This window comes from Nocardia otitidiscaviarum NBRC 14405 (assembly GCF_000308635.1).
GTDB classification, from domain to species: domain Bacteria; phylum Actinomycetota; class Actinomycetes; order Mycobacteriales; family Mycobacteriaceae; genus Nocardia; species Nocardia otitidiscaviarum.
Genome location: NZ_BAGD01000081.1, coordinates 239,338 through 266,187, shown reverse-complemented (window position 1 = coordinate 266,187; position 26,850 = coordinate 239,338). Strand labels below are relative to the sequence as shown.

26 protein-coding genes are annotated in these 26,850 nt (G+C 69.7%); 19 read left to right on the top strand and 7 right to left on the bottom strand.

Annotated elements, in window-relative coordinates:
* Positions 1-31: 31 nt before the first annotated feature.
* The 5 genes from ON31_RS17845 to ON31_RS17825 form a co-directional block, all read right to left on the bottom strand.
* Positions 32-643, bottom strand: coding sequence for a hypothetical protein (locus ON31_RS17845; protein ID WP_051037430.1), 612 nt, complete (start codon positions 641-643; stop codon positions 32-34).
* Between the two features lie 161 nt (positions 644-804).
* Positions 805-1,791, bottom strand: a complete 987-nt coding sequence (locus ON31_RS17840) for a VOC family protein (protein ID WP_039814998.1) — start codon at positions 1,789-1,791, stop codon at positions 805-807.
* Between the two features lie 29 nt (positions 1,792-1,820).
* On the bottom strand, positions 1,821-2,534 hold the full coding sequence (locus tag ON31_RS17835; RefSeq protein ID WP_039815167.1) for a TetR/AcrR family transcriptional regulator: 714 nt from the start codon (positions 2,532-2,534) through the stop codon (positions 1,821-1,823).
* Positions 2,535-2,636: 102 nt separating this feature from the next.
* Positions 2,637-3,515, bottom strand: coding sequence for an alpha/beta fold hydrolase (locus tag ON31_RS17830; RefSeq protein WP_039814997.1), 879 nt, complete (start codon positions 3,513-3,515; stop codon positions 2,637-2,639).
* 24 nt (positions 3,516-3,539) lie between these two features.
* Positions 3,540-4,637, bottom strand: a complete 1,098-nt coding sequence (locus tag ON31_RS17825; protein ID WP_039814995.1) for a mechanosensitive ion channel family protein — start codon at positions 4,635-4,637, stop codon at positions 3,540-3,542.
* 414 nt (positions 4,638-5,051) lie between these two features.
* Between ON31_RS17825 and pyrR the strand changes: the two genes are divergently transcribed.
* From pyrR to ON31_RS17750, 15 genes are all read left to right on the top strand, one after another.
* Positions 5,052-5,687: a bifunctional pyr operon transcriptional regulator/uracil phosphoribosyltransferase PyrR gene (gene pyrR / locus ON31_RS17820; protein WP_029924413.1), complete on the top strand. Its 636-nt coding sequence runs from the start codon at positions 5,052-5,054 to the stop codon at positions 5,685-5,687.
* Positions 5,684-6,649 carry an aspartate carbamoyltransferase catalytic subunit gene (locus ON31_RS17815; protein ID WP_039814993.1) on the top strand — a complete coding sequence of 322 codons (966 nt, stop codon included), beginning with the start codon at positions 5,684-5,686 and terminating at the stop codon, positions 6,647-6,649. Before pyrR ends, ON31_RS17815 begins: the two co-directional genes overlap by 4 nt.
* Positions 6,646-7,980 carry a dihydroorotase gene (locus ON31_RS17810; protein ID WP_051037410.1) on the top strand — a complete coding sequence of 445 codons (1,335 nt, stop codon included), beginning with the start codon at positions 6,646-6,648 and terminating at the stop codon, positions 7,978-7,980. The genes ON31_RS17815 and ON31_RS17810 overlap by 4 nt, the downstream gene beginning before the upstream one ends.
* Entirely contained in the window at positions 7,980-8,480 is a 501-nt protein-coding gene (locus tag ON31_RS17805; RefSeq protein ID WP_039814992.1) for a PH-like domain-containing protein, read from the top strand. Before ON31_RS17810 ends, ON31_RS17805 begins: the two co-directional genes overlap by 1 nt.
* A complete protein-coding gene (gene carA, locus ON31_RS17800) occupies positions 8,477-9,613 on the top strand; it encodes a glutamine-hydrolyzing carbamoyl-phosphate synthase small subunit (RefSeq protein WP_029924421.1) in 1,137 nt (378 codons plus the stop codon). The genes ON31_RS17805 and carA overlap by 4 nt, the downstream gene beginning before the upstream one ends.
* Positions 9,613-12,954, top strand: a complete 3,342-nt coding sequence (gene carB, locus ON31_RS17795; protein ID WP_039814990.1) for a carbamoyl-phosphate synthase large subunit — start codon at positions 9,613-9,615, stop codon at positions 12,952-12,954. Before carA ends, carB begins: the two co-directional genes overlap by 1 nt.
* 4 nt (positions 12,955-12,958) lie before the next feature.
* Positions 12,959-13,783, top strand: coding sequence for an orotidine-5'-phosphate decarboxylase (gene pyrF, locus ON31_RS17790; RefSeq protein ID WP_039814988.1), 825 nt, complete (start codon positions 12,959-12,961; stop codon positions 13,781-13,783).
* Positions 13,784-13,855: 72 nt separating this feature from the next.
* A complete protein-coding gene (locus ON31_RS17785; protein ID WP_172544838.1) occupies positions 13,856-14,482 on the top strand; it encodes a LysE family translocator in 627 nt (208 codons plus the stop codon).
* A gap of 656 nt (positions 14,483-15,138) precedes the next feature.
* A complete protein-coding gene (gene mihF / locus ON31_RS17780; protein ID WP_029924430.1) occupies positions 15,139-15,462 on the top strand; it encodes an integration host factor, actinobacterial type in 324 nt (107 codons plus the stop codon).
* A 7-nt stretch (positions 15,463-15,469) separates the two neighbouring features.
* On the top strand, positions 15,470-16,081 hold the full coding sequence (gmk, locus tag ON31_RS17775; RefSeq protein ID WP_039814986.1) for a guanylate kinase: 612 nt from the start codon (positions 15,470-15,472) through the stop codon (positions 16,079-16,081).
* Positions 16,082-16,170: 89 nt separating this feature from the next.
* On the top strand, positions 16,171-16,437 hold the full coding sequence (gene rpoZ, locus ON31_RS17770; protein ID WP_029924434.1) for a DNA-directed RNA polymerase subunit omega: 267 nt from the start codon (positions 16,171-16,173) through the stop codon (positions 16,435-16,437).
* 125 nt (positions 16,438-16,562) lie between these two features.
* Complete coding sequence (gene coaBC, locus ON31_RS17765) at positions 16,563-17,783, top strand: bifunctional phosphopantothenoylcysteine decarboxylase/phosphopantothenate--cysteine ligase CoaBC (protein ID WP_039814982.1); 1,221 nt, start codon at positions 16,563-16,565, stop codon at positions 17,781-17,783.
* 213 nt (positions 17,784-17,996) lie between these two features.
* Positions 17,997-19,211: a methionine adenosyltransferase gene (metK, locus tag ON31_RS17760; protein ID WP_039814981.1), complete on the top strand. Its 1,215-nt coding sequence runs from the start codon at positions 17,997-17,999 to the stop codon at positions 19,209-19,211.
* Positions 19,212-19,301: 90 nt separating this feature from the next.
* Positions 19,302-21,338 carry a primosomal protein N' gene (locus tag ON31_RS17755; protein ID WP_502243764.1) on the top strand — a complete coding sequence of 679 codons (2,037 nt, stop codon included), beginning with the start codon at positions 19,302-19,304 and terminating at the stop codon, positions 21,336-21,338.
* 67 nt (positions 21,339-21,405) lie between these two features.
* Positions 21,406-21,897 (top strand): pyridoxamine 5'-phosphate oxidase family protein, encoded by a 492-nt coding sequence (locus tag ON31_RS17750; protein ID WP_039814979.1) that lies wholly within the window; start codon positions 21,406-21,408, stop codon positions 21,895-21,897.
* 6 nt (positions 21,898-21,903) lie between these two features.
* Here the strand turns inward: ON31_RS17750 and ON31_RS17745 are convergent, their stop codons facing one another.
* Complete coding sequence (locus tag ON31_RS17745; RefSeq protein WP_039814977.1) at positions 21,904-22,305, bottom strand: nuclear transport factor 2 family protein; 402 nt, start codon at positions 22,303-22,305, stop codon at positions 21,904-21,906.
* A 71-nt stretch (positions 22,306-22,376) separates the two neighbouring features.
* On the opposite strand from ON31_RS17745, the gene ON31_RS17740 reads away from it, so the two are divergent.
* Complete coding sequence (locus ON31_RS17740; protein WP_051037408.1) at positions 22,377-23,468, top strand: LysR family transcriptional regulator; 1,092 nt, start codon at positions 22,377-22,379, stop codon at positions 23,466-23,468.
* Here ON31_RS17740 and ON31_RS17735 read toward each other — a convergent pair.
* Entirely contained in the window at positions 23,441-24,280 is an 840-nt protein-coding gene (locus tag ON31_RS17735; protein WP_039814975.1) for an NAD(P)H-binding protein, read from the bottom strand. The genes ON31_RS17740 and ON31_RS17735 overlap by 28 nt on opposite strands.
* Positions 24,281-24,355: 75 nt before the next feature.
* Here ON31_RS17735 and ON31_RS17730 point away from each other — a divergent pair, with 75 nt between their 5' ends.
* The 3 genes from ON31_RS17730 to ON31_RS17720 all read left to right on the top strand — a co-directional run bounded on the left by ON31_RS17730 (position 24,356) and on the right by ON31_RS17720 (position 26,841).
* Positions 24,356-24,940 (top strand): TetR/AcrR family transcriptional regulator, encoded by a 585-nt coding sequence (locus tag ON31_RS17730; protein WP_081592531.1) that lies wholly within the window; start codon positions 24,356-24,358, stop codon positions 24,938-24,940.
* Between the two features lie 116 nt (positions 24,941-25,056).
* Entirely contained in the window at positions 25,057-25,746 is a 690-nt protein-coding gene (locus tag ON31_RS17725) for a PadR family transcriptional regulator (protein WP_370450461.1), read from the top strand.
* A gap of 93 nt (positions 25,747-25,839) precedes the next feature.
* A complete protein-coding gene (locus ON31_RS17720) occupies positions 25,840-26,841 on the top strand; it encodes an esterase/lipase family protein (protein ID WP_370450430.1) in 1,002 nt (333 codons plus the stop codon).
* Positions 26,842-26,850: the final 9 nt, after the last annotated feature.

Here is a 26,850-nt window from a genome sequence, read left to right as displayed (position 1 = left end):
AACGTATGTTCAAGTGGGTGCGTCGGGCGCGTCAGGACGCGATGCCGACGGGTGCCGTGGCGACGATCGGTCGGCTCGACCGCACCGGCAGCCACCAGCGGTCGTCCTCTATGGTGTCGCCCGCCCCGGACGAGTCCGCAGGTTCCAGCAGATCGGCGCGCCGCAGGCCGGGGAGTACGCGGTAGGCGATCGAGCCCGGCACACAGACGAGCGCGAGAACGCCCCACAGCGTGCGGGCGTACGATTCGGCCGCCGCCGAATCGTCCCACTCGTACAGTCCGCGATACCGCCCCCGCTGGTCGTGCGCGAGCCACAGCTTGGTGATCAGCCCCGGGAATCCGGCGAAGAGCAGGGTGTTGAGCAGGCTCTCCCGGCGGAACAGCGCGTGGCCCGCACCGTGCACCGCGCGCAGCTGGAACTCGACGGCCAGCACACATGGATTCCGCGCGGCGGCGCGGTCGATCACCGTCTCCCGGAAGACGTGCGCCGCGGTCCCGTCCGCGAAGTCGATGCGCGCCCCGCGATTGACCACCGGAAGGTGGATGCGACGGCGTGCCAGCAGTTCGAGGGTCCGGATCAGACAGCGGGCCATGGCCCGGACCGTCCGCCCGACGGAGAGCCGCGCCTGCACGGAAGGATGCATCGATTCCACTCGATTCCACTGGAGCCCGGTCGTGGTGCGCGACGACCTCGCACCGCCATTGCCGTGTTCCAGTGTGTGTCACGGAAAGTCGCCGCCACAGCGGCGTCGGTCATCGATGTGGAGACCTCGGACCCTTGCGCTCTCCGCGCGGCCGCGGTCGATCAGACGGTCACGGTGGCTGCGCGGATCAGGACGGCCGCACCGCACGCGGCCGCGGCCGGGATGAAGAGCTCACCGGTGGCGGCGGTGCGCAGCGGGACGTCCCGGTCGCGCAGCAGCCGTTCCGCGGCGGCGAGGTCGGTCACCTCGATGGTGTAGGCGGACAGCGCCGGGGTCCTCGGCCGTTCACCCGGCAGTCGCGCCGCGACCGCGTGCGGTGTGGTGAGGGTGAGTCGATGCGGGCCGAGCGAGAAACCGTAGGAGGAGCTTTCGTGGTGCGCGGCGACACCGAGATAGCGTTCGTAACGCGCGGCGGTGGCGTCGAGCTCCTCGTCGTCGACGCAGAGGACGCATTCGACGAGGCCGACCGCGCCATTGGGATGGTCGAGCCCGGTCTGGGCGTCGAGGACGGCGGCCGGGACGTCCTCGGCGACACCTACCCGGCCCTCGGGCAGGATGGCCGCTTTCGTTGCGGGGTCGTGGATCTCTAGGTAGGAGATCGGCTGGGGGCTGGTGCCCTCCGCGGTGGTGATCGGCCGCTGCGCCACGACGACGCCTCCGTGTGCCACCCCTTCGGCCGCGATTCTGGCGGCGGTCTTCTCCGCGTCGGCGGTGGCGAAGATCAGAATGTGGGCTCCCTCGAAACGCTCCAGCCGTTCGGTGAGGCCCGCGACGGTATGCCGGATCGCCGTTCTGGTCGCATCCAGCCGATCCGCCGGGATGCGCAAGGGCACGAGTGTGGCGTCGGCGGGAATGCGAGCCCCGTCCGCGGTCGTGACCGCGAGCAGTTCGAGGAAGCCGCGGGGGAAGTCGGCGTGGGTATTGCCCGCTCCGACGGGCTCCGGCGCCGCGCCGGGGGTCGGCGGCAAGGCCGGATAGGTCGGTGCGGCGATATGGAAGCCGAAGCGGCGGAACGTGTCGATCGCGTCGCTCAGATCGTGCACGACGAGGCCGACGTGGTGCAGTCCGGTGATCTCACTGGTGGTCATGGGGCGGAACTCTCTCTCGGGCAGGTGATTCAGTCGGCGGCGGCGCCGTAGGCGGTGCGGCGGAACTCGTTTCGAAGGCGTTCGAAGGCGTCGACGACCCGCGGTGCGGCGGCGGCGTAGCGTTCGGGTGCGGGCGGGCGGGCCGGTTCGAAGGATCGGCGGATGACGTCGGCGAGCTGATCCGCCCGATGGTCGAGGGTGAAGCGCGCATCGTCGGACAGCAGTGGCGTGGCGGCGAAGAACCCGTAGGCGATGGCTTGCGCGCTGAAGTCGACGTCGACCGGATGCAGGCCGGGGCGCAGCAGCCGATGCTCACGCAGTGCGGCCAGATGGTCGTGTGCGGCACGAAGTTTGGCCTCCGCCAGCCTGACGCGGGCGGGGTGGTCGGTGAGTGCGCCGAGCCCGGTGCGGTCGGTGACGAACAGGCTGTGCAGGATGGGTCGTCGCATGGCCTCGAGAAAGTGGCGACGCAGGTAGCGGTGCAGGGCCACCTCGATCGGATCCGCGCGCATCGCGGCGATGACGGTGGCGAGCATGGCGACCGCTTCGCGGGCGCCGACGGCGAGCATCAACTCCTCACGGCTGGCCCAATGCAGGTAGACCGTCCCCTTGCCGACGCCGGCCCGCCTCGCGACCTCCTCGATGCGGAGGTCACGCGCAGCGGTCGTCAGCATCAGTTCGGTGGCGGCGTCCAGAATCGCGTCGGCGCGCTCGTGGAGGTCCGCTCGCTGCGTTCGGGCCACGATCACCTCCGGACATCGATCGAACTCGTGACCAGAATGCTATCCCAGTCACGAGTTCTGTGTCGGGTGAATCGCGAGATGCCGATACGCCGGGCTCGCGACTCAGTCGACGTCGACGTGTGCGCGCACGAAATCGACTACCGCGTCGGTGAATTCGTCGTTGGCGTCGGAGGCCGCGGTGTGGGCGGCGGTGCCGATCTCGGTGTAGTCGGCGTGCGGGACCAATGCGCGGAAGGCGGCCACGCCCTGCTCGCTCACCACGTCGGAGAGCGCGCCGCGCACCAGCAGGACCGGGATCGTCAGGTCGCGGGCGGCGGATTCCAGTATCTCGCTGTGCAATTCGATGTCCTCACCCGCACCGCGGCGGGACATCATGGCCGGATCCCAGTGCCAGTACCAGCGCCCGTCCGCGCGCTGGCGCAGATTGCGCAGCAGCCCTTCGGGATTGCGCGGTCGGCGGCGATGGGGGAGATACTCGGCCACCGCGTCGGCGGCCTCCTCCACGGTCGCGAAACCTTCGCGGTGACCGCCCAGGAACTCGAGTACGCGCTCCACGCCCGCGCGTTCGGGGCGCGGCACCACGTCGACGAGCACCAGGCCGGTGATGCGCTCCCGTTCCGGGTGCGCGGTGGCGAGCAGTCCGGTGAGCCCGCCCATGCTCGCGCCCACCACGAACGCGGGCTTGTCGAGTTGCGCCAGCACCGCCATCAGGTCGCCGACCATGGCGTCGCGTCGATAGTCGCCGTCGGCCGCCCAGTCGCTGTCGCCGTGCCCGCGGGCGTCGAGCAGTACCGCGTGCAGTCCGGCCTTGGCCAGCGCGAGTCCGGAGTCCTTCCAGGAATGCCGCGTCTGGCCGCCGCCGTGCAGGAAGACGACGAGGGGCGCGTCGGTCGGGCCCCAGCTGTCACCGGCGATATCGATGCCGCCGTAGCCGCGGAAGGTCATGCGGGTCGGTTCGGTGTGGTCAGCTTCGTTGCTCACCCCACGAGCATCGCACACTCCGGTTTACGGTGTACGAAGAGCGGTCTCGAGCGATGAGGGATCGACGAGCGGTACCGTGCGCGGCTCGGTGATCGGGGCGGTGTGGAGTACGCGAATGGGGTAGGGGATGACGATGCCCTCCATCCGGAAGCGTCGGTGCAGCGCTTTGATGAACTCACTGACGAGCAGGTATTGGTCTTCGTACTGTCGGGTGCGCAACACCACCCGGAAGCCGATGCCCGAGTCGCCGAAGGTGTGGAATCGCACCCGCGGTTCGGCGTCGGGCACGCCCACATCGAGTTCGCACATCACCTGCCGCGCCACCTCCAGTGTCACCCGCTCGACCTGGTCCAGATCGCTGTCGTAGCTGGTGCTGACCTCGACGGCGATCGCCATGTCCTGGGCGGGGTGGTTGAAGTTGGTGAGGATGGCGTCGGCGAACTTGCGGTTCGGCACGATGACGACATTGCCCGGAATCTCGCGAATGCTGGTCGTGCGCCAGTTGACGTCGGTGATCCACCCGACCTCACCGGTGTCGAGGCGGACGAAATCGCCCGGCTGCACCGTTCGTGAGGCGAGGATGTGCACACCCGCGAACAGGTTGGCGAGCGTGCCCTCCAGAGCGAGAGCGATGGCCAGCGCGCCGACGCCGAGCGCGCCCAGCAGTGGTGTCACGCGAATGCCCGCGCTGTCCAGGGTGATCAGTGCGCCGACGGCATAGATCAGGACGCGCGTGATGGTGGCGAACAGGCTCACCGATCCGGAGATGCCGCTGATCCGTCGAATCACCGAGGTGACCACGTCGGCGGCCAGCCGCGCGATCGCGAAGGTGATCGCGACCATCAGGGCGCCCTTCAGGACCTGGTGGATGATCTCCATCGGGAAGGGGATGCCGCCCGGCAGGTCGAGTGCGACGGCGAGGGCCACCAGCGCGCACACCGGCACGGCCAGGTCATGTGCCAGTCCGAGTACGAGTCGACGCGCGGTCTGACTGCCCGGCGTGGTGGAGGCGACGAGGGTCTTTGCGGCGATGCGATCGACGACCCGGCGCAGTGCGATACCGATCAGCGGTCCGGCGATGATGAGGGTCAGACCCAAGATCCAGGCCACGGGTTTGCTCATACGAGATTCCTTCCAGCATCCGGTGATGACGGCGGACCTCTGCAAAGACCAAACGGTCTGATCATAGTCCGGTGTGGCCTCCGTGGATCCGTATCCGCCGCGGAGTCGGATCACGATCGCCGCGCCTCAGGGATATCGCGATGGAAATATGCGCATTAGAGCATGTAGTGTGGACAATTCGTACCGCACCGGCACGTGAACCTGGCCACAGCCACCGAAGCGCCCGTAACTGGGCACTTGCTGTCCAGACCGGCGCTTTTCCGATTCGCGCTGGTCGTAGCCGTGTCGCGGTACCTGGCGACCCGGGGTTGCCGAGGGGGTGCGGCGGATTCGGTGGCGCGCGGCGCTGTTAGGCTCTTGCTCCGAAAGACATCCTTTAACGGACCGTCCAGTGAGGCGGGGAAGGAGGTCGGCATGGCCGTGCCCGAAGACCGGGCCGCCAAGTCGAGCGCTGCCGAGCATTCCCAGCGGCACGATCCCGAGCGGATTCAGACCGGGCGTGAACTGCTGTCGGATTCGGATGTCGGCCGCACCATCGCGCGCATGGCGCATCAGATCATCGAGAAGACCGCGCTCGATTCCGCCGACCCCGCCGCCGCGCGCGTCGTGTTGATCGGAATTCCCACGCGCGGAACGACTCTCGCCAACCGGCTGGCACTCAAGATCGAGGAGTTCGCCGGCGTGCGGCCCGCGCTCGGCTCCCTCGACATCACCCTCTACCGCGACGATCTGCGCAGTCGCCCGCACCGTCCGCTGGAACGCACCTCGGTGCCCGAGGGCGGTATCGAGGACGCGCTGGTCGTGCTGGTCGACGATGTGCTGTTCTCGGGCCGGACCGTGCGCTCGGCCCTGGACGGGCTGCGCGACCTGGGCCGTCCGCGGGCCGTGCAGCTCGCGGTGCTCATCGATCGCGGCCATCGGGAACTGCCCATTCGCGCCGACTACGTCGGCAAGAACGTGCCCACCGCGCGCACCGAGGACATCTCGGTGCTGCTGCGCGAACACGACGGCCGCGACGGTGTGTACCTGGCCCAGGAGGGTGACAAGTGAGGCATCTGCTGTCGGTCACCGACCTGGACCGCGAGACCGCCACCGGTTTGCTGGACGAGGCCGAGCGGTTCGAGCAGGCGCTGCTGGGCCGCGAGGTCAAGAAGTTGCCGACGCTGCGCGGGCGCACGGTCATGACGGTGTTCTTCGAGAACTCCACCCGCACCCGGGTCTCCTTCGAGGTGGCGGGGAAGTGGATGAGCGCCGACGTGATCAATGTGAGCGCGTCGAGTTCCTCGGTCTCCAAGGGCGAGTCGCTGCGCGATACCGCGCTGACCCTGCACGCGGCGGGCGCGGACGCGCTCATCGTCCGGCATCCGGCCTCGGGCGCGGCGCATCAGATCGCCCGCTGGTTCACCGAGATGCAGGACGCCGCGAGCGGTTACAGCGGTCCCGGCCCGGCGATCATCAATGCCGGTGACGGTATGCACGAGCACCCCACCCAGGCCCTGCTGGATGCGCTGACACTGCGGCAGCGGCTCGGTGACCTGGCGGGTAAGCGGGTCGTCATCGTGGGCGACATCCTGCACAGCCGGGTGGCGCGCTCGAACGCCTTCCTGCTCGACACGCTCGGCGCGGAGGTGGTGCTGGTCGCGCCGCGCACCCTGCTGCCGGTGGGCGTGGAGGCGTGGCCGGTGCGGATCTCGCATTCGCTCGACGCCGAACTGCCGGGCGCGGACGCGGTCATGATGCTGCGGGTGCAGGCCGAGCGGATGAACGGCGGCTTCTTCCCGTCGGCCCGCGAGTATTCGATCAACTACGGGCTCAACCAGCGGCGGTTGGACATGCTCGACGAGCACGCGGTGGTGCTGCACCCCGGGCCGATGCTGCGCGGTATGGAGATCGCCGCGTCGGTCGCGGATTCTCCGAAAGCCGCTGTGCTGCAACAGGTCAACAACGGAGTGCATATGCGGATGGCGGTGCTGTTCCGCCTGCTGGTCGGAACGGACGAGGTGGTGGCATGAACGGCGGCAACGTGCTGATCAAGAGCGTTCGGCTGTACGGCGAGGGCGAACCGGTGGACGTGTTGCTCGCCGACGGTGAGATCCGGCAGATCGGCACCGATCTGGGGATCACCGACGCCGAGATCGTCGACGGCACCGGGCAGTACCTGCTGCCGGGCTTCGTGGACCTGCACACGCATCTGCGCGAGCCGGGCCGCGAGGACACCGAGACCATCGAAACGGGTTCCGCCGCCGCGGCACTGGGCGGCTACACCGCGGTGTTCGCCATGGCGAACACCAATCCGGTGGCCGACACCCAGGTCATCACCGACCACGTGTGGCGGCGCGGTCAGGAGGTCGGCCTGGTGGACGTGCATCCGGTGGGTGCGGTCACGGTCGGCCTGAAGGGTGAGCAGCTCGCCGAGATGGGCACGATGGCCGCCGGTGAGGCCAAGGTGCGCATGTTCTCCGACGACGGCCACTGCGTGTACGACCCGCTGATCATGCGCCGCGCCCTGGAGTACGCGAACTCCCTGGGCGTGCTCATCGCCCAGCACGCGGAGGAGCCGCGGCTCACCCAGGGCGCGGTGGCGCACGAGGGCCCGAACGCGGCCCGGCTGGGCCTGGCCGGCTGGCCGCGCGCCGCCGAGGAGTCCATCGTGGCCCGCGACGCGTTGCTGGCCCGGGATGCCGGTGCGCGCGTGCACATCTGCCACGCCTCCACCGCCGGAACCGTGGAACTGCTGAAATGGGCCAAGGCGCAGGGGATCTCGATCACGGCCGAGGTGACCCCACACCACCTGCTGCTGGATGACTCGCGGTTGGAGACCTACGACGCGGTGAACCGGGTGAACCCGCCGCTGCGCGAGGTCTCCGATGTGGAGGCGCTGCGCCGGGCGCTGGCCGACGGGGTCATCGACTGTGTCGCCACCGATCACGCCCCGCACGCCGAACAGGACAAGTGCTGCGAGTTCGCGGCCGCCCGCCCCGGCATGCTCGGCCTGGAGACGGCGCTGTCCATCATCGTGGCGACCATGGTGCGCACCGGTCTGCTGGACTGGCGCGGCGTGGCCGCGGTGATGAGCGAGAACCCGGCCCGCATCGCGGGCCTGGCGGATCAGGGTCGGCCGATCGAGGTGGGTGAACCGGCCAATCTGGCGCTGGTCGATCCGGAGACGTCGTGGACGGTGCGGGCGAAGGATCTCGCCAGCATCTCCGACAACACGCCGTTCGAGGCGATGACGCTGCCGGGACTGGTGACCGCCACCTTCCTGCGCGGCCGCAATACCGCGCGCGACGCGGCACGGATCGCCGGGGGAGCCCGGCGGGCGGGGAACCGAGGAGGACCGTAATGGAGCGAACGCTGTGGGTGGTCGGATGCCTGGCGGTGTTCCTGCTCGGCCTGTGGCTGATGTACCGGGCGTGGACGGGCCGGGCCCGACGCCAGGCCGGTGCGATCGGCGATCTCCCGATGGTGCCCGCCGATTGCGGCGCGCAACTGCTGGAGCCGACCACGGGCCTGTACCTGGGCAGCACCCTGGCCCCCAGCTGGATTCAGCGGATCACGGTGGGTGATCTGGGTTTCCGCGCCACCGCGGAGATGACCCGCTTCGAGCGCGGCATCCTGCTGGAGCGCGATGGCAACGCGCCGATCTGGATTCCGGCGGAGTCCATCACCGCGGTGCGCGCCGAGCGGGGCCATGCGGGCAAGGTGATGACCGAAGATGGTGTGCTGGTCATTCGCTGGACGCTGCCGACCGGAACCGAGGTGGATACCGGATTCCGGGGTGACGACAAGACGGTGTACCCGGCGTGGACGACGGCGGGTGCGATGAACGGAGACGAGGCATGAGCGGCGTAAGGGTTGGGTTCGGGGCAGACACTGCCGTAATGGTGCTGGAGGACGGCCGGGTGTTCCGGGGCTCGACCTTCGGTGCCGTGGGACAGACGTTGGGTGAGGCGGTGTTCTGCACCGCGATGACGGGGTACCAGGAGACACTCACCGACCCCAGCTACGACCGCCAGATCGTGGTGGCCACCGCGCCCCAGATCGGCAATACCGGCTGGAACGACGAGGACGACGAGTCCGCGAAGATCTGGGTGGCGGGCTACGCGGTGCGCGACCCCGCGCGCCGCGCCTCCAACTGGCGCGCCAACCGCACCCTGGCCGACGAACTGGAGAACCAGAACATCGTCGGCATCGCGGGGATCGACACCCGGGCACTGGTGCGCCACCTGCGCACCCGCGGCTCCATGAAGGCGGGCATCTTCTCCGGCGACGCCCTCGCCGACTACGAGGAGCTGGTGGATCGCGTCACCGGCCAGCCGTCCATGCTGGGCGCGGACCTGGCGGGCGAGGTCTCCACCGACGAGATGTACACCATCGAGCCGGTCGGCGAGCACCGCTTCACGGTGGTCGCGGTGGATCTGGGCATCAAGTCCAACACCCCGCGCATGTTCGCCCAGCGCGGGATGCGGGTGCACGTGGTGCCGTCGAACGTCACCCTGGACCAGATCAAGGAGCTGAACCCGAACGGGGTGTTCCTGTCCAACGGTCCGGGCGACCCGGCCACCCAGGACGACGCCGTCGCGCTCACCCAGGGGGTGCTGGGCGAGGGCCTGCCGCTGTTCGGCATCTGCTTCGGCAACCAGATCCTGGGCCGGGCGCTGGGCCGCACGACCTACAAGATGAAGTTCGGCCACCGCGGCATCAACATCCCGGTCGTCGAACACCACTCGGGCCGGATCTCGATCACCGCGCAGAACCACGGCTTCGCCCTGGAGGGTGAGCGCGGCGAGGTCTTCGACACCCCGTTCGGCAAGGCCGAGATCGACCACGTGTGCGCCAACGACGGCACCGTCGAGGGCCTGCGCCTCGTGGACGGCAAGGCGTTCTCCGTCCAGTACCACCCGGAAGCGGCCGCCGGTCCCCATGACGCCGCCTACCTGTTCGACCGCTTCGCAACGCTGATGGAAGGAGCCTGATGCCTCGCCGCACCGATCTCAACCACATCCTGGTGATCGGCTCGGGCCCGATCGTCATCGGCCAGGCTTGCGAGTTCGACTACTCCGGCACCCAGGCGTGCCGGGTACTGCGGTCCGAGGGGCTGCGGGTGTCGCTGGTGAACTCCAACCCGGCGACCATCATGACCGACCCGGAGTTCGCCGACTCCACCTACGTGGAGCCGATCACCCCGGAGTTCGTCGAGAAGGTCATCGCCAAGGAGCGCCCCGACGCGATTCTCGCGACCCTGGGCGGTCAGACCGCGCTGAACACCGCGGTCGCCCTGCACGAGAACGGCGTGCTGGAGAAGTACAACGTCGAGCTCATCGGCGCGGACTTCGACGCCATCCAGCGTGGTGAGGACCGGCAGAAGTTCAAGGACATCGTCGCCAAGGTGGGCGGCGAATCGGCTCGCTCCAAGGTCTGCTACACCATGGCCGAGGTGCGCGAAACCGTTGCGGAACTGGGTTTCCCGGTGGTCGTGCGCCCGTCGTTCACCATGGGCGGCCTGGGGTCGGGCATGGCCTACAACGACGAGGATCTGGACCGCATCGCCGGCGGCGGCCTGGCCGCCTCGCCGACCGCGAACGTGCTCATCGAGGAATCCATCCTGGGCTGGAAGGAATTCGAGCTCGAGCTCATGCGCGACGGCAAGGACAATGTCGTCATCGTCTGCTCCATCGAGAACGTGGACCCGATGGGCGTGCACACCGGTGACTCGATGACCGTCGCCCCGGCCATGACCCTGACCGACCGCGAGTACCAGAAGATGCGCGATCTGGGCATCGCGATTCTGCGCGAGGTCGGCGTGGACACCGGCGGCTGCAATATCCAGTTCGCGGTGAATCCCCGCGACGGCCGCCTCATCGTCATCGAGATGAACCCGCGCGTCTCGCGCTCGTCGGCGCTGGCCTCCAAGGCGACCGGATTCCCGATCGCCAAGATCGCCGCCAAGCTGGCCATCGGCTACACCCTGGACGAGATCGTCAACGACATCACCAAGGAGACCCCGGCCTGTTTCGAGCCCACGCTCGACTATGTGGTGGTCAAGGCGCCGCGCTTCGCCTTCGAGAAGTTCCCGGGCGCCGACCCCACCCTGACCACCACCATGAAGTCGGTCGGTGAGGCCATGTCGCTGGGCCGCAACTTCTCCGAGGCGCTGGGCAAGGTGCTGCGCTCGCTGGAGACCAAGGCCACCGGCTTCTGGACCCAGCCGGATGGCGAGTGGACCGATGTGCAGGCGATTCTCGACGATCTGAAGGTGCCCACCGAGGGCCGCATCTACCAGGTGGAGCGGGCGCTGCGACTCGGCGCGAGCGTCGAGGACGTGGCGGCCGCCTCGGGTGTCGACCCGTGGTTCGTGGCCGAGGTCGCCGGCCTGGTGGAGCTGCGCCGGGAGATCATCGACGCGCCCGTGCTGGACGAGCCGTTGCTGCGCCGCGCCAAGCACTACGGTCTGTCCGACCGCCAGATCGCCTCGCTGCGACCGGAACTCGCCGGTGAGAACGGGGTGCGCGAGCTGCGGCACCGGCTCGGCATCCGCCCGGTGTTCAAGACCGTCGACACCTGCGCGGCGGAGTTCGAGGCCAAGACGCCGTACCACTACTCGGCCTACGAACTCGATCCGGCCGCCGAGTCGGAGGTCGCGCCGCAGCGTGAGCGCGACAAGGTGATCATCCTGGGTTCGGGCCCCAACCGCATCGGCCAGGGCATCGAATTCGACTACAGCTGCGTGCATGCCGCGCAGACGCTGTCGGAGGCCGGGTTCGAGACCGTCATGGTCAACTGCAACCCGGAGACGGTGTCCACCGACTACGACACCGCCGACCGGCTGTACTTCGAGCCGCTCACCTTCGAGGACGTGCTCGAGGTGTACCACGCGGAAACCGAGTCGGGCACGGTCGCGGGCGTCATCTGCCAGCTGGGCGGTCAGACGCCGCTGGGCCTGGCACAGCGGCTGACCGATGCCGGGGTGCCGGTGGTCGGCACCTCCGCCGCCGCCATCGACCTGGCCGAGGACCGCGCCGAATTCGGTGACGTGCTGGTCGCGGCCGGGCTCCCGGCTCCGAAGTACGGCACCGCCACCACCTTCGAGCAGGCCAAGAAGATCGCCGCCGAGATCGGCTACCCGGTGCTGGTGCGGCCGTCCTACGTGCTGGGCGGTCGCGGTATGGAGATCGTCTACGACGAGCAGACGCTCGAGGGCTACATCTCCCGCGCCACCGATATCAGCCCGGATCGCCCGGTGCTCATCGACCGGTTCCTGGAGGACGCCATCGAGATCGACGTCGACGCCCTGTGCGACGGCGACGAGGTGTACCTGGGCGGCGTCATGGAGCACATCGAGGAGGCCGGTATCCACTCCGGCGACTCCGCGTGCGCTCTGCCGCCGATCACCCTGGGGCGCAGCGATATCGAGGCCGTGCGCCGCTCCACCGCCGCGCTGGCCAAGGGCATCGGCGTCAAGGGTCTGCTGAACGTGCAGTACGCGCTCAAGGACGATGTGCTCTACGTGCTCGAGGCCAATCCGCGCGCCAGCCGCACGGTGCCGTTCGTGTCCAAGGCCACCGCGGTGTCGCTGGCCAAGGCCGCGGCGCGGATCGCGCTCGGGGCCAGCATCGCCGACCTGCGCAAGGAAGGCATCCTGCCGCCCGAGGGCGACGGCGGCCACGCGCCGTTCGACGCCCCGGTGGCGGTCAAGGAGGCGGTGCTGCCGTTCCACCGCTTCCGCCGCCCGGACGGCAGCGGTATCGACTCGCTGCTCTCGCCGGAGATGAAGTCCACCGGTGAGGTGATGGGCATCGACGCCGATTTCGGCACCGCCTTCGCCAAATCGCAGGCGGCGGCCTACGGTTCGCTGCCGACCGAGGGCACCGCGTTCGTCTCCATCGCCAACCGCGACAAGCGGGCCATGGTGTTCCCGGTGAAGCGCCTGCACGACCTGGGATTCCGCATCCTGGCCACCGACGGCACCGCGGAGATGCTGCGCCGCAACGGCATTCCGTGCGAGCGGGTGCGCAAGCACTCGGACCCGGAGCCCGCTCCGGGGCGTTCGGGCACGGCGGACGCCGCGACGCTCGCGCCCAGCATCGTGGACATGATCAAGGACGGGGACGTCGACATCGTCTTCAACACCCCGTACGGCAACAACGGTCCGCGCGTGGACGGCTACGAGATCCGCACCGCCGCGGTGGGCGCGAACATCCCGTGCATCACCACGGTGCAGGGTGCGGCGGCTGCGGTGCAGGGCATCGAGGCCACCATCAACGGCGGCATCGGCGTGCGGTCCCTGCAGGAACTCCACACCACCCTGCGGGGCTGACCCGATGACCACATTCGGGGTGCGGTTGCGGGAGGCGATGCGTGCGCACGGTCCGCTGTGCGTGGGCATCGACCCGCATCCACCGCTGCTGCGGGCCTGGGGGCTGAGCGAGGACGTGACCGGGCTCAAGGCATTCACCGACGCCTGCGTGGAAGCCTTCGCCGGTCGCGTCGCCCTGGTCAAACCCCAGGTGGCCTTCTTCGAGGCGTACGGCTCCGGCGGCATCATGGTGCTGGAGGAGGCCATCGGCGAGCTGCGGGAGGCGGGCACGCTGGTGCTCGCCGACGCCAAGCGCGGCGATATCGGTTCCACCATGGACGCCTACGCCCACGCCTGGCTGGGCGACGGTCCGCTCGGCAGTGACGCGGTGACCGTCTCGCCGTATCTCGGATTCGGTTCGCTCGCACCGGCTCTGGAGTTGGCGCGCGCCAACGACCGGGGCGTGTTCGTGCTGGCGGCGACCTCCAATCCGGAAGCGGCCGAGCTGCAACGCATCACCGGCCCGGACGGTCGCAGCATCGCCCAGCGCATGGTCGACGACGCCGCCGCCCACAATGCCGGGGCCGAATTCGGTTCCGTGGGTGTGGTGGTCGGCGCGACCCTCACCGAGGCGCCCGACCTGAGCACGCTCAACGGCCCGATTCTCATGCCGGGCGTGGGCGCGCAGGGCGGGGGAGCGGACTCCATCCGGAAACTGGTGCGCGACAGCGATCTCGGCGCGGTGGTGCCGAATGTCTCGCGTGAGGTGCTGAAGGCCGGTCCGTCGGTGGGCGCGCTGCAGGTGCGCGTGCATCGGCTCACCGACGAATTCGAGTTCCTGCGAGACTGATTCGACCGGGTGAACCTGTGCTGTTCGACACCGCTGTTCGACACCGTGGCCGCCGCGTACGCTGAGCCGGTGATGTCGACGGCACAGGTTCTCGCACTCGCCGGGGTGATTCTGCTCGGATCCATGACACCCGGCCCCGATTTCGTCATCGTCGTGCGCAACAGCGCCGTCTCGGGTCGCCGCGCCGGAATCGCCAGCGCGGCGGGCGTCGCCGTGGGCGTGTTCGTCTGGTCGTTGATCACCGCCGTCGGCATCGCCGGCCTGCTGGCCGCCTCGGCCGTGGCCTACACCGTGGTGAAGCTGGTCGGCGCGGCCTACCTCGGCTACCTCGGGGTGCGCGCCCTGCTGGCGGCGCGGCGCGGGGACTACGCACTCGACGCCGACGTGGGGCCGCGGCGGTACGGCCTGCGCGTGGCCTTCCGGCAGGGTTTGCTCAACAACCTGCTCAACCCCAAGGCCGCGGTGTTCTTCATCGCCCTGGTGCCGCAGTTCCTGCCCGCCGATCCGTCGGCGCTGAGCACCCTGGAGCTGAGCCTGGTCTGCACGGTGGTGAACCTGACCTGGTTCGTGACCCTGGCCGTGGCGATCGGCGCGTTGCGTCACGTCTTCACCCGCCAGCGGGTGCGGCGGGCCATCGATGCGGCCATGGGCACGCTCATGGTGGCACTCGGCCTCCGGATCGCCGTGCAGAGCAGCTGACCGCTGTCGCCGCGTGTCCGATCGGGGCGCGAGAGCAGTTGACCGCTGGATCGCGCGTCCGATCGGGTGCGCGCATGTGTGTGACCAGCCGAATCGGTCCGATATGTCCGGTTTCGCTGTGAGCGAAACGGTGCCCGGCCGGGTGGCTCTCAGTGCCGTTCTGACGCGCGGTCGCGCCCGTGCCGCACCCGAGAACTACACGGATGTGTTTTCGCTCGTCTACGACCCCTTCAGGCCGTGTTCAGCGGGGTTCGGGCGGGCTCGGGCCGGGCGGCGGACGCCTCGCGGTGGTAGCGTGTGATGCGCGACACGCGGTGCGGTTTTTGCGCGACACGCCGAGAAATCCGAGAAAATTCCAGGTCGCGTGATCACAGCTCGGTTACGAGGTGACCCGGCGGTAGGGCCTGTCCCCGGCTCACCTGGTGAAAGCGTGAAAACGCCCTGGCTGCAACGGGGTTCGCGATTCTGTGGTTAGTATCGTCGCAGCCGGGCGGAGTCACCCCTCGCGGATGCCCGCTCGGCGCGGCCGTGCCCGGAATCACGCGCTGACCTGGGGGGCGGGTTCGCAATCGCCAGGCGACGTGGGTACGGTCGCTGAGACCGCCGGGGTTCTCCCCGGCGGGAGTAGATGCAATGAACGATGAGACGGAGGAACCGTGGCCCTTCCCCAGCTGACTGACGAGCAGCGCGCCGCTGCTTTGGAGAAGGCGGCTGCCGCTCGCCGCGCTCGGGCGGAGCTCAAGGAGCGCTTGAAGCGTGGCGGCACCGACCTGAAGACGGTCCTTCAGGACGCCGAGAAGGACGAAGTGCTCGGCAAGATGAAGGTTTCGGCTCTGCTGGAAGCCCTGCCGAAGGTGGGCAAGGTCAAGGCTGCTGAGATCATGAGCGAACTGGAGATCGCTCCGACCCGCCGCCTGCGTGGTCTGGGCGACCGGCAGCGCAAGGCGCTGCTGGCCCGGTTCGACTTCAGCGCCGAATAATCCGAGGGTGGTCGAACACACTCGGAAGGGTCGGCTGGTAGTCCTGGTCGGCCCCTCGGCCGTAGGAAAGTCAACCGTCGTGCGCTGTCTGCGCGAACGGTTGCCGGAACTGGTGTTCAGTGTGTCGGCCACCACCCGGGCTCCCCGGCCCGGTGAGGTCGACGGTCGTGACTATCGCTTCGTCACCAGGGAACAGTTCGACGCCATGATCGCGGCGGACGAACTCCTGGAATGGGCCGATATCCACGGCGGGTTGCAGCGGTCGGGCACCCCGGCCGCGCCGGTGCGGGAGGCCCTGGCGGCCGGTCGCTCGGTACTGCTCGAAGTCGATCTCGAAGGGGCGCGCTCGGTCCGCCGGGCGATGCCGGAGGCCCTGCTGGTCTTCCTGGCACCGCCCAGCTGGGACGAGCTGGTATCCCGGCTCACCTCCCGGGGCACCGAATCGCCCGAGGTGATCGAGCGGCGCCTGCAGACCGCGAAAACCGAATTGGCGGCCTGTGACGAGTTCGACATCGTCATAGTGAACGACGAGGTGACCGCCGCCTGCGAGCGGTTGGTATCGTTGTTCGTTAGCACAAATTCGAGGTCTGCCTCGAAGCACGGCTCGTCGGCCCCCTGAAGTCCGCCCGCGGACCTCGCGGCCGACCGAGCCGGACGCCCACCCCGTTGACCATCAACCCCGCAGGAGCCTCCCTAGTGAGTACGGACATGAAGGCCGCCCCCGCCTACGACACTCCGGTCGGCCTGACCAACCCGCCGATCGACGAGCTGCTGGAGCGCACCTCGTCCAAGTACGCGCTGGTCATCTACGCGGCCAAGCGGGCGCGGCAGATCAACGACTACTACAACCAGCTCGGCGACGGCATCCTGGAGTACGTCGGCCCGCTGGTCGAGCCGGGTCTGCAGGAGAAGCCGCTCTCGGTGGCCATGCGTGAGATCCACGCCGATCTGCTCGAGCACTCCGAAGGCGAGTAGGCCGAGCCATTCGGATACACGCCGAGCATGCGGAACGCCCGGCGTGACAACCAACGACGGCGCTGGAGGCACACGGTGACCACTCCCATCACGCCCGCGAGCGTGCCAACCGTCCGGGGCGTGCGGTGACCCGGATCGTCGTCGGCGTCGGCGGCGGCATCGCCGCCTACAAGAGTTGCGCCCTCGTGCGCCGGTTCACCGAGACCGGCCACGAGGTTCGCGTCATTCCCACGCAGTCGGCGCTCGAATTCGTCGGCAAGGCCACCTTCGAGGCGCTGTCCGGCAACCCGGTCAATACCGGTGTGTTCGCCGACGTGCCCGAGGTGCCGCACGTGCGGCTCGGCCAGGAGGCCGACCTCGTCGTCATCGCGCCCGCCACCGCCGACCTCATGGCGCGGGCCGCGCAGGGGCGCGCCGACGACCTGCTCACCGCCACGCTGCTGACCGCCCGATGTCCCGTGCTGTTCGCCCCGGCCATGCACACCGAGATGTGGGAGCATCCGGCCACCCAGGAGAACGTCGCCACGCTGCGCCGCCACGGGGCCATCGTGATGGAACCCGCGCACGGCCGCCTCACCGGCGCCGACACCGGTGCGGGCCGCCTGCCCGAACCCGAGGAGATCTTCGCGCTCGCCTCGCTGCTGCGGGAGCGCGCCGACGCCATTCCGCGTGATCTCGAGGGTCGCCGGATCGTGGTGACCGCCGGTGGCACCCGGGAACCCCTGGATCCGGTGCGCTTCCTGGGCAACCGCAGCTCCGGCAAACAGGGGTACGCGCTGGCCCGGGTGGCCGCGCAGCGCGGAGCGCAGGTGACGCTCATCGCGGGCAACACCATCGGCATGGCGGCTCCGGCCGCGGTCGAGGTCGTCGACATCACCACCGCCGAACAGCTGAAGACCGCGGTCGACAAGCACGCCCTCGGTGCGGACGCGGTGATCATGGCGGCCGCGGTGGCCGACTTCCGGCCGGTGAACGTGGCCGCGGCGAAAATCAAAAAGGGTGCGGGAGAACCGAATTCGATCGAACTCGCCAAGACTCCCGATATCCTGGCGGGGCTGGTGCAAGCCCGTCGGGACGGGCAGCTGCCGGGGACCGCGATCGTCGGTTTCGCCGCCGAGACCGGGGACGAGCACGGTGACGTGCTCACCCACGCCCGCGCCAAACTGGCCCGCAAGGGCTGCGACCTGCTGGTGGTGAACGCCGTCGGCGAGGGCAAGGCGTTCGAGGTGGACCACAACGACGGCTGGCTGCTCGGCGCCGACGGCACCGAGATCGCCTTGGACCACGGGTCCAAGGCGCTGCTCGCCAGCCGCGTGTTGGACGCGCTCGGCCCGCTGCTGCGCTGATCGCGATCGCCACGCCGACGCAACGTACCAAGCGGGCGGCAAACTGTCTGGGTCGGTATTGTTTCGTCACCTGGGCGCGGCATCCCGGCCACCCGGTCGTGGCCCACGCGCCCGCAGCTTTGGAATAACCTACAGACACAGGGTTGTGCAGACGGGGGAGCCCGCTACTGTCGCAAGCCGAACGAGAAACCCGTTGAGGGAGAGGGAAGAACTGTGCGCACGTCTGGCAGCCGCCTATTCACCAGTGAGTCCGTGACCGAGGGTCATCCGGACAAGATCTGTGACGCCATCAGCGATTCCATCCTCGACGCATTGCTCGCGGCCGATCCGCGCAGCCGGGTCGCGGTGGAGACCATGGTGACCACCGGTCAGGTGCACGTGGCCGGTGAGGTCACCACGTCGGCCTACGCCGACATCCCGACCATCGTCCGCGAGAAGGTCCTGGAGATCGGATACGACTCGTCGGCAAAGGGATTCGACGGCGCCTCCTGCGGCGTGAACGTCGCCATCGGCGCGCAGTCGCCCGATATCGCCCAGGGCGTGGACACTTCGCACGAGGCCCGCGTCGGCGGCGAGGACGACGCCATCGCGCGCCAGGGTGCGGGCGACCAGGGCCTGATGTTCGGCTACGCCACCCGGGAGACCCCGGAGCTGATGCCGCTGCCGATCTCCTTGGCGCACAAGCTGTCCCGGCGTCTCACCGAGGTCCGCAAGTCCGGCGTGCTGCCGTACCTGCGCCCCGACGGCAAGACACAGGTCACCATCGAATACGACGGCGCGACCCCGGTCCGGCTGGACACCGTGGTCATCTCCACCCAGCACGCCGCCGATATCGACCTGGACAACCTGCTCGCCCCCGATATCCGCGAGAAGGTCGTGGACGCGGTGCTGGGCGAACTGCGGCTGCCGAACCCCCTGGACACCTCCGAGGTGCGACTGCTGGTCAACCCGACCGGTAAGTTCGTGCTCGGCGGCCCCATGGGCGACGCGGGCCTGACCGGTCGCAAGATCATCGTCGACACCTACGGCGGTATGGCCCGCCACGGCGGCGGTGCCTTCTCCGGCAAGGATCCGTCGAAGGTCGACCGCTCCGCCGCCTACGCCATGCGTTGGGTCGCCAAGAACGTCGTCGCGGCCGGCCTGTCCGAGCGCGTCGAGGTGCAGGTCGCCTACGCCATCGGCAAGGCCGCCCCGGTGGGCCTGTTCGTGGAGACCTTCGGCACCGAGCAGATCGATCCGGCCAAGATCTCCGCTGCCATCGCCGAGGTCTTCGACCTGCGTCCCGGCGCGATCATCCGCGATCTGGACCTGCTGCGCCCGATCTACGCGCCGACCGCCGCCTACGGCCACTTCGGCCGTACCGATGTCGATCTGCCGTGGGAGCGCACCGATCGCGCGGAGAAACTGCGCGCGGCCGCCGGACTGTAATTGGCCGACACCGACGCGACGGCGGGAGCGCCGGGCCCGGAGGACGCGACGCGTACCTCGCAGGGCTCCGCTCCCGCCGTCGCCGGTTCGGTGGAACGCCCCATCGCGCGGGTGCTTCCACTGCTGGAACCGGTGCATCTCGACCGGGACTTCGACTATCGGGTCCCGCCCGAGATGGATGCGCTCGCCCAGCCCGGCGTGCGGGTGCGGGTGCGCTTCTCCGGCCGCCTGATCGACGGGTTCGTGTTGGAACGGCTGGCACGCAGCGAGCACACCGGCAAGATCGTCTCCCTGGACCGGGTGGTGTCGGGGGAGCGGGTGCTGACGCCCGAGATACTGCGCCTGGTCGAGGCCGTGGCCGCGCGCTACGCGGGCACCCGCGCCGACGTGCTGCGGCTCGCCATCCCGCCCCGGCACGCGCGGACCGAGGCCGAGGAACCCAAACCCGTTGAACTGCCCGAGATTCCGGAGTCGTTTCCGGATTGGGAGCGCTACGCGCACGCCGGAAGCTTCCTCGCCGCCCTGCGCGCGGGACGCGGTCCGCGCGCCGCCTGGCAGGCGCTGCCGGGGGAGGATTGGGCGCGCCGGCTGGCCGAACTCGCCGCCGTGGTGGTGGCCGGGGGCCGCAGTGCCGTGCTGCTCGTCCCCGATCAGCGCGATCTCGACCGGGTGCTCACCGCATGCACCGATCTGGTCGGCGATGCCGCGGTCGGGCTGGCCGCCGGGCTCGGTCCCACCGCCCGCTACCGGCGGTGGCTGGCCGCGCTGCGGGGCAGCGCGCGGGTGGTGGTCGGCACCCGCAGTACCGTCTTCGCGCCCGCCCGGGAGTTGGGGCTCATTGCCATCTGGGACGACGGCGACGACACCTACGCCGAACCGCGCGCGCCGTATCCGCATGCCCGCGAGGTGGCCATGCTGCGTGCGCACGAGACCGGCGCGGCCTTCCTGGCCGGTGGCTTCGCCCGCACGGCCGAGATCCAGGCCGTGGTCGAATCCGGGTGGGCACACGATCTGCTGGCGGAGCGGTCCACGGTGCGCCAGGCCATGCCGCGTATCAGCGCGCCCGGCGATACCGACACGGCCATGGAACGCGACCCCATCGCCCGCGCCGTCCGCATTCCCGCGACCGCCTTCGCCGCCGCTCGCCGCGCGCTGGCCGCGGGCGATCCGGTGCTGGTCCAGGTGCCGCGCCGGGGCTACATTCCGGCGCTGGCCTGTGCGAAATGCCGCACGCCCGCGCGCTGTCGGCACTGCAATGGACCACTCGCCCTGCCCGACAGCGCATCCGGTGGTCAGGGACCGCGCACGGGTTCGCGGGAACTCGGTATCGCGGCGGTGCGCACCGCTTCCGGCGAGACCGCGCACAGTCCGAGCTGCCGGTGGTGCGGTATCACCGAGGCGGCGTTCCGGTGTGGCTCGTGCGGTTCCCGGGCGCTGCGCGCGGTGGTCATCGGCGCCATGCGCACCGCCGAGGAACTGGGCCGGGCCTTTCCCGGCGTGCCGATCCGGGGGTCGGGCGGCTCCTCGGTGCTGACCTCGGTGCCGGAGGGTCCGCAGGTGGTGGTCTCCACCATCGGGGCCGAGCCGACCGTGCCGGGTGGATACGGGGTGGCGCTGCTGCTGGACGGCTGGGCGCTGTTGGGCCGCGCCGATCTGCGGGCCGCCGAGGACGCGTTGCGCCGCTGGATGTCCGCCGCCGCGCTGGTGCGGTCGAACGGTCAGGTGCTGGTCATGGCCGAACCGTCCATTCCCACCGTGCAGGCGCTGGTGCGCTGGGACCCGGTGGGGCACGCGCATGTGGAGCTGTCCGGGCGCACCGAGGTGCGGTTTCCGCCCGCGGTGCGCTTCGTCGCCGTCGACGGCACCACCGACACCATCGCCGAACTGCTGGGCGATGCGCGGCTGCCCGCCGAGGTGGAGGTGCTGGGGCCGGTGCCGCTGCCCTTCGGTGCCCGCAAACCGTTCAGCGGCGATACTCCCGCCGAGGTGGAGCGGATGATCCTGCGGGTCGACCGGTCGCAGGGCGCGGCGCTGTCGCGGGCGCTGCTCGCCGCCCAGGCGGTGCGCAGCAGCCACCGCTCGGACGGGCCGCTGCGCGTGCAGATCGATCCCGTCGACATCGGCTGAGCTGCCGCCCGCGCATCGGGCAAGAACGGTCAAGCGCGGTCCGTACCTGCGGACTTACCGTTGATCCATGACACCCTGGACCGAATTCGCCGCCGCCGCGCCCCGCATCGCGACCATCTTCCGGCGGCGTCACACCGCGACCGGCAATCTCTGCATGCTCGCGACGCTGCGCTCGGACGGCGCACCGCGCATCAGCCCGATGGAACCACTGTTCTTCGAGGACCGGCTCTGGCTGATCGGCATGCCGAACACCACCAAATTCCATGACCTGCAACGTGATCCGCGGTTCTGCCTGCACACCGCCACCGTCGACACCATGGTGGGCGACGGGGATGCCAAGCTCTGGGGGACGGTGGAGAACATCCAGGACGAGGCCCTGCACGCGCGCTTCGCCGAGCACCTCTACCAGGACAGCGGCATGGATCTGCGCGGCGAGAAGTTCGATCCGTTCTTCGGTGTCGAGATCACCGGCGCGTCCGCGGTCGAACTGATCGACGGACAGCTGGAGATCGCGGTGTGGAAGCCGGGCGGGCAGGAGTACACGATCCGCAAGGAGTGAGCGGGCTCAGGGCCGCACCAGGGTCCGCTCCACCAGTGCGGTGTCGCAGTGCTCCACGATCTCGGTGATCAGCCCGTCGGCCAGGCGCAGGATGAGGCAGTACGTCTGCTCGTAGGCGTCGCCGCGCACGGTGGTGCCGTGCCCGCGCGCCTGCACCACCACGCGATCGCCGTCGGCGAGTACGAGATCGGCCGTCATCCGATAGTCGGTGAACTGAGCCAGCAACGGCCGCAACAGCTCTCGCAGCACCACGGTCTTCGGTGACCAGGTGCCCGACCACAACCAGTCGCCCGGGAAGGTCCAGGCGACATCATCGGCCATGGCCTCGGTCAACGCCCGGGTGTCGCCCGCCGCCATGCGCGCGAAGACGCGCTGCACGAGTTCGCGGTTGGTCTGCTGCGCTGTCATACCGGCCACGCTAGGTCGGACCCGGCCATGCGACCAGCGGGGCTTTCGCATATCTGGTATCACCTTTCCGCATGGGTGAGTTCACCGTCGTCGGGCTGCGCGTGCTGCGGGAGGTGGTGCGCGGCGGTTCGTTCTCGGCCGCCGCGGATCGCCTGGGCTACACCCAGTCCGCGGTGTCGCGCCAGATCCAGCTGATGGAGCGCGCGGCGGGGCAGGCGCTGTTCGAGCGGCGGGCGCGCGGGGTGCGTCCCACCGAGGCGGGCCGCCTCGTCGCCCGGCATGCCGAGATCGTGCTCGGCGATCTGGACACCGCCCGGCAGGAACTGCTCGAACTCGAGGCCCGGCCGCGCGGTCGGCTGCGCGTCGGCGGCTTCGCCAGCGCCATGGCGGCGGTGGTGCCTCGGGCCATGGCCGAATTCGCCCGGCGGCATCCGCACATCACCCTGGTGCCGCGCGAGGGGACCAGTCCCGCGCTGCTCAACTCCGTCGCGCGCCGTCGTACGGATGTGGCGGTCGTCGCCGCACCGGCCACCGTTCCCGCGGAGCTGCGGATGGTGCCGCTGCTGGACGACCCGCTGTTCGTCGCCGTTCCCACGGCGCACCGGCTCGCGGGGCGCACCACGGTATCGGCCGCGATGCTGCGCGACGAGCGGTGGATCGTGGGCAGCCTCGAACCCGGAACTCCGCTGCTGGGCGCGTGGCTGGAGGGGACCGCGCCCGCGCACCGGTACGTGGTCAAGGACTGGTCGGCCAAGCTGGGCCTGGTCGCCGCCGGGCTCGGTGTCACGGTCGTTCCCGGCCTGGCCGTCACCGCCCTCCCGGCGGCGGTGACGGCCCTGCGCATCGATCACGAGGAGGCCGTGCGGCCCACGGTGGCCGTGCTCCGGCGGGAATCGGCTGCGGGCACGACGGAGCTGGCTTCCGGTACAGCGCAGTCGCCTCCGGGCACCGCGGCCTCGAGCGCCGCGGAACCGCACTCGGGCGCAGTGGAGTTGGCGTTGGGCACAGAGAAGACGCCGTCGTCGGGCACCGCGGAACCGGCATCCGGCACCGTGAGATCGGTTTCGAGCAACGCCAAGTCAACTTCGGGCACAGCGGAATTCCTCGACGCGCTGCGCGTAGCCATCGCGGAGGTTCAGCGGAAGGCCGCGACCGTGCGCTGAGCCCAGGCGGCGAACGGCCGGGGCGCACGCCCGAGCACGCGCTCGACATCGGGGCTGATGCGCCGTTCGGCGTCGGTGGGCGCACCCAGGATGGCGAGGGTCGTATCGGCCACGTCCGGCGGCATGATCGCGAGCAACTCGGTCCGCGCCTGCGCGGGGGACTGATCCAGGAAGCGCACCGGCTCCCCGAGTGCCTCGCTCAAGGCTCGGACCCGTTCGCGCGGGGATTCCGCGACCGGGCCGGTGAGCACGTAGGTCTGCCCGTCGTGCCCGTCCTCGCGCAGGGTGGCCGCCGCGACCGCGGCGATGTCCTCCGGATCGACGAACGGGATGGCCACCTCGCCGAACGGTGCGCTGACCTCGCGTTCGGTGCGCACCCGCGCGACCCAGGCCAGGGCGTTGGACTGGAACCCGCCGGGACGCAGGATGGTCCAGGACAGCCCCGAGGCCCGCACCGCGTCCTCGATCGCCTTGCCCAGCTGTCCGTGCGAGGGGGATTCCGGCCGGGTGGCCACCCCTTGCGAGGACTGGAGCACCACGCGCCGCACGCCCGCCGCGGCGGCGGACGCGAGCAGACCCCGCACATCCGCGTGGAACGAGCCTGGTGCGAAGAGCAGGTAGAGCGCGTCGGCGCCCGCGAAGGCGGGGGCCAGGCTGTCGGTATCGGTGAGGTCCGCGGGCACGTGGCGCACACCCTCGGGCAGGTCCGCGGCCGCCGTGCGGGATACCGCCGTCACCTCCTCGCCCGCCGCCGCGAGCATGCGCACCAGCGGCCGTCCCACATTTCCGGTCGCACCGGTCACCACGATCATCGAAACTCCTAAGTAAGTTGACTGACTAAGTACAAACCGTAGCCGGTGCGGCCGGTCGTGTCTATAGTTAGTTGCATGACTAACTCAGTCGGGAGGCGGCAGATGGCGCAGGGCAAACGCGAGCGGTTGGCCGCGGCCGCCGCCGACGTGTTCTATCGGCAGGGCGTGGAGAAGACGACCATCGCCCATATCGCGCAGGCGGCCGACGTTCCCGTGGGCAACGTCTACTACTACTTCAAGACCAAGGATCAACTCGTGCAGGCGGCCATCGGCTCGCATGCGCGCGTGCTCGACGCCCTGATCGCCGACCTGAACGCCCTCGACACCCCGGCCGAGCGGTTGAAAGCCCTGGTTCACGGCTGGGTCGAACAGCGCGATGCCGCCGCCCGGTACGGCTGCCCGACCGGCACGCTCGCCACCGAACTCGACAAGCGCGCCGACGGCCTCGACCGTGAACTGGCCGCCGTCATGGGGCTGCTCATCGACTGGGTCGAAACGCAGTTCGCCGCCATGGGTCGCGCCGACGCGCGTGAACTGGCGGTGGCACTGCTGGCCGCCTATCAGGGAATCTCGTTGCTCACCAATACCCTTCGTGATCCCGAGCTCATGGCGACCGAGGGGCGTCGCCTGGCGGCGTGGATCGACTCCCTCGCACGCTAGGTCGCGACCGGACGGTTTGTGTCGCCTCTCACTCTTGTCGTGGATAGATTGCCGATATATCGTCGATAACAGAAGGAGTAACGACAAGCCTTGAAGGAGGCAGCGCCATGGAACACATGGACAACACACACGGGGCCCGCGGGCCCTGGCGTCGCATGCGACGCGATCAGCAGCGCGGTCCCGACCATCCCCGGATGGGGCGGGGTCCGCACGGTGGCCCCGGCGGTCCGCACCGCCACGGTCACGGCCGCGGCTTCGGTGACTTCGGTCCCGGCTTCGGCCCGGGTGGTTTCGGCCCCGGTTTCGGGCCCGGTCCGCACTTCGGTCGCGGTCGTGGCCGCGGTGGCCGCGGTCGGCGCGGTGATGTGCGCGCCGCCATCCTCCTGCTGCTGCAGGAGCGGCCCATGCACGGCTACGAGCTGATCCAGCAGATTCGCGAACGCAGCGAGGACGTCTGGCGGCCCAGCCCCGGATCCATCTATCCCGCGCTCGCGCAGCTCGAGGACGAGGGGCTGGTGATCATCGAGAAGGTGTCGGGTCGCAAGACCGCCAAACTGACCGAAGCCGGTACCGCCTACGTGGAGGAGCACCGCTCCGACCTCGGCGACCCCTGGCAGGAGGTCAAGGACGGCGTCGGCGATCAGACCCTGGACCTGCGCGGGCTGGTCGGCCAGCTCATGGGCGCGGTCGCCCAGGTGGCCGCCGTCGGCACCCCGGCGCAGGCGGCCAAGGCGGCCGAGGTGCTCACCGAGGCGCGCAAATCGCTCTACCGCATCCTCGCCGAGGACGACACACCCGAAAAGTAATGGCAGCGAAACGCCCTTGCCCGATGCGCTTTTCGGCCGTCCGCCGGGGAAAATCATGGCATGGCACAAATGGGCCCCGTGTTGCATTGGGACATGGGACAAAAGAGGAGCCGCTGGCGCTGGATCGCCGCGGCGGGGGTAATGATGTGGGCGGTCGCCGCGGGTATGACGCCGATCGGCGCGGCGACCGCCACCGCACAACCGGCGGGGGACGGCATCGTGGTCCCCGTCCAGGCGGGACCGCCGCAGACGGACCATCTCGGCGCGGCCCGCTATCTGAAGGATCATCCGAACGCCGCGCCGCAGGGCGCCAACGATTTCGACTGTGAACCCGGCGCCGCGCACCCGCGCCCGGTGATCCTCGCGCACGGCACCGACTCGTCGGCGTACTCCGACTGGGCGGCCATCGCGCCGCTGCTGGCCGCGGCGGGCTACTGCGTGTTCGCGCTGAACTACGGCGGCGCGCCCGACGCGGAGACCTACGGCACCGAGGACATCTGGGTGAGCTCCGCGCAGATCGGCGTCTTCGTCGACCGGGTGCTGGCCGCGACCGGTGCGCAACAGGTGGATCTGGTGGGATTCTCCCAGGGCGCCAACGTGACCCGCTACTGGGTCAATCAGCTCGGGGGAGCGCCGAAGGTCGGGCACTGGATCGGCCTGGCCTCACCCAGCTACGGCGGTGTCATGTACGGCATCGTGCCGGTGGCGAAGTACATGCCGGTGCTGTTCCCGGTCTTCGAACTGGCCAGCTCCAAGGCCGCCGTGCAGCAGGCCGCCGGATCGGAGTTCATCGTGGCGCTCAACGCGGGCGGGGACACCGTGCCCGGTGTGCGTTACACCACCATCGGCAGCCGGGTGGATGAGATGATCCAGCCCTTCGAGAACATCGCGCTGCGCGGTCCGGGGGCGACGAACCTGGTCGTCCAGGACCTCTGCGCGGACAATCTGACCGGCCATTTCCACACGGTGTACGAACCGTACGTGCATCGGCTGCTGTTGAACGCGCTCGATCCGGCCACCGCGCGGACCCCGGTCTGCGAACCGGTCGCCATGGGCACCGGAATCGCCGAAGTAGTCCTGGCGGCGCATTCCTGATCAGGGTGG

Coding starts and splice junctions, on each gene's coding strand:
- ON31_RS17845 (WP_051037430.1), bottom strand. CDS start 643: ATGCATCCTTCCGTGCAGGCGCGGCTCTCCGTCGGGCGGACGGTCCGG.
- ON31_RS17840 (WP_039814998.1), bottom strand. CDS start 1,791: ATGACCACCAGTGAGATCACCGGACTGCACCACGTCGGCCTCGTCGTG.
- ON31_RS17825 (WP_039814995.1), bottom strand. CDS start 4,637: ATGAGCAAACCCGTGGCCTGGATCTTGGGTCTGACCCTCATCATCGCC.
- pyrR (WP_029924413.1), top strand. CDS start 5,052: ATGGCCGTGCCCGAAGACCGGGCCGCCAAGTCGAGCGCTGCCGAGCAT.
- ON31_RS17810 (WP_051037410.1), top strand. CDS start 6,646: ATGAACGGCGGCAACGTGCTGATCAAGAGCGTTCGGCTGTACGGCGAG.
- ON31_RS17805 (WP_039814992.1), top strand. CDS start 7,980: ATGGAGCGAACGCTGTGGGTGGTCGGATGCCTGGCGGTGTTCCTGCTC.
- carA (WP_029924421.1), top strand. CDS start 8,477: ATGAGCGGCGTAAGGGTTGGGTTCGGGGCAGACACTGCCGTAATGGTG.
- carB (WP_039814990.1), top strand. CDS start 9,613: ATGCCTCGCCGCACCGATCTCAACCACATCCTGGTGATCGGCTCGGGC.
- pyrF (WP_039814988.1), top strand. CDS start 12,959: ATGACCACATTCGGGGTGCGGTTGCGGGAGGCGATGCGTGCGCACGGT.
- ON31_RS17785 (WP_172544838.1), top strand. CDS start 13,856: ATGTCGACGGCACAGGTTCTCGCACTCGCCGGGGTGATTCTGCTCGGA.
- rpoZ (WP_029924434.1), top strand. CDS start 16,171: ATGAAGGCCGCCCCCGCCTACGACACTCCGGTCGGCCTGACCAACCCG.
- ON31_RS17750 (WP_039814979.1), top strand. CDS start 21,406: ATGACACCCTGGACCGAATTCGCCGCCGCCGCGCCCCGCATCGCGACC.
- ON31_RS17745 (WP_039814977.1), bottom strand. CDS start 22,305: ATGACAGCGCAGCAGACCAACCGCGAACTCGTGCAGCGCGTCTTCGCG.
- ON31_RS17740 (WP_051037408.1), top strand. CDS start 22,377: ATGGGTGAGTTCACCGTCGTCGGGCTGCGCGTGCTGCGGGAGGTGGTG.
- ON31_RS17735 (WP_039814975.1), bottom strand. CDS start 24,280: ATGATCGTGGTGACCGGTGCGACCGGAAATGTGGGACGGCCGCTGGTG.
- ON31_RS17730 (WP_081592531.1), top strand. CDS start 24,356: ATGACTAACTCAGTCGGGAGGCGGCAGATGGCGCAGGGCAAACGCGAG.
- ON31_RS17725 (WP_370450461.1), top strand. CDS start 25,057: ATGGACAACACACACGGGGCCCGCGGGCCCTGGCGTCGCATGCGACGC.
- ON31_RS17720 (WP_370450430.1), top strand. CDS start 25,840: ATGGGACAAAAGAGGAGCCGCTGGCGCTGGATCGCCGCGGCGGGGGTA.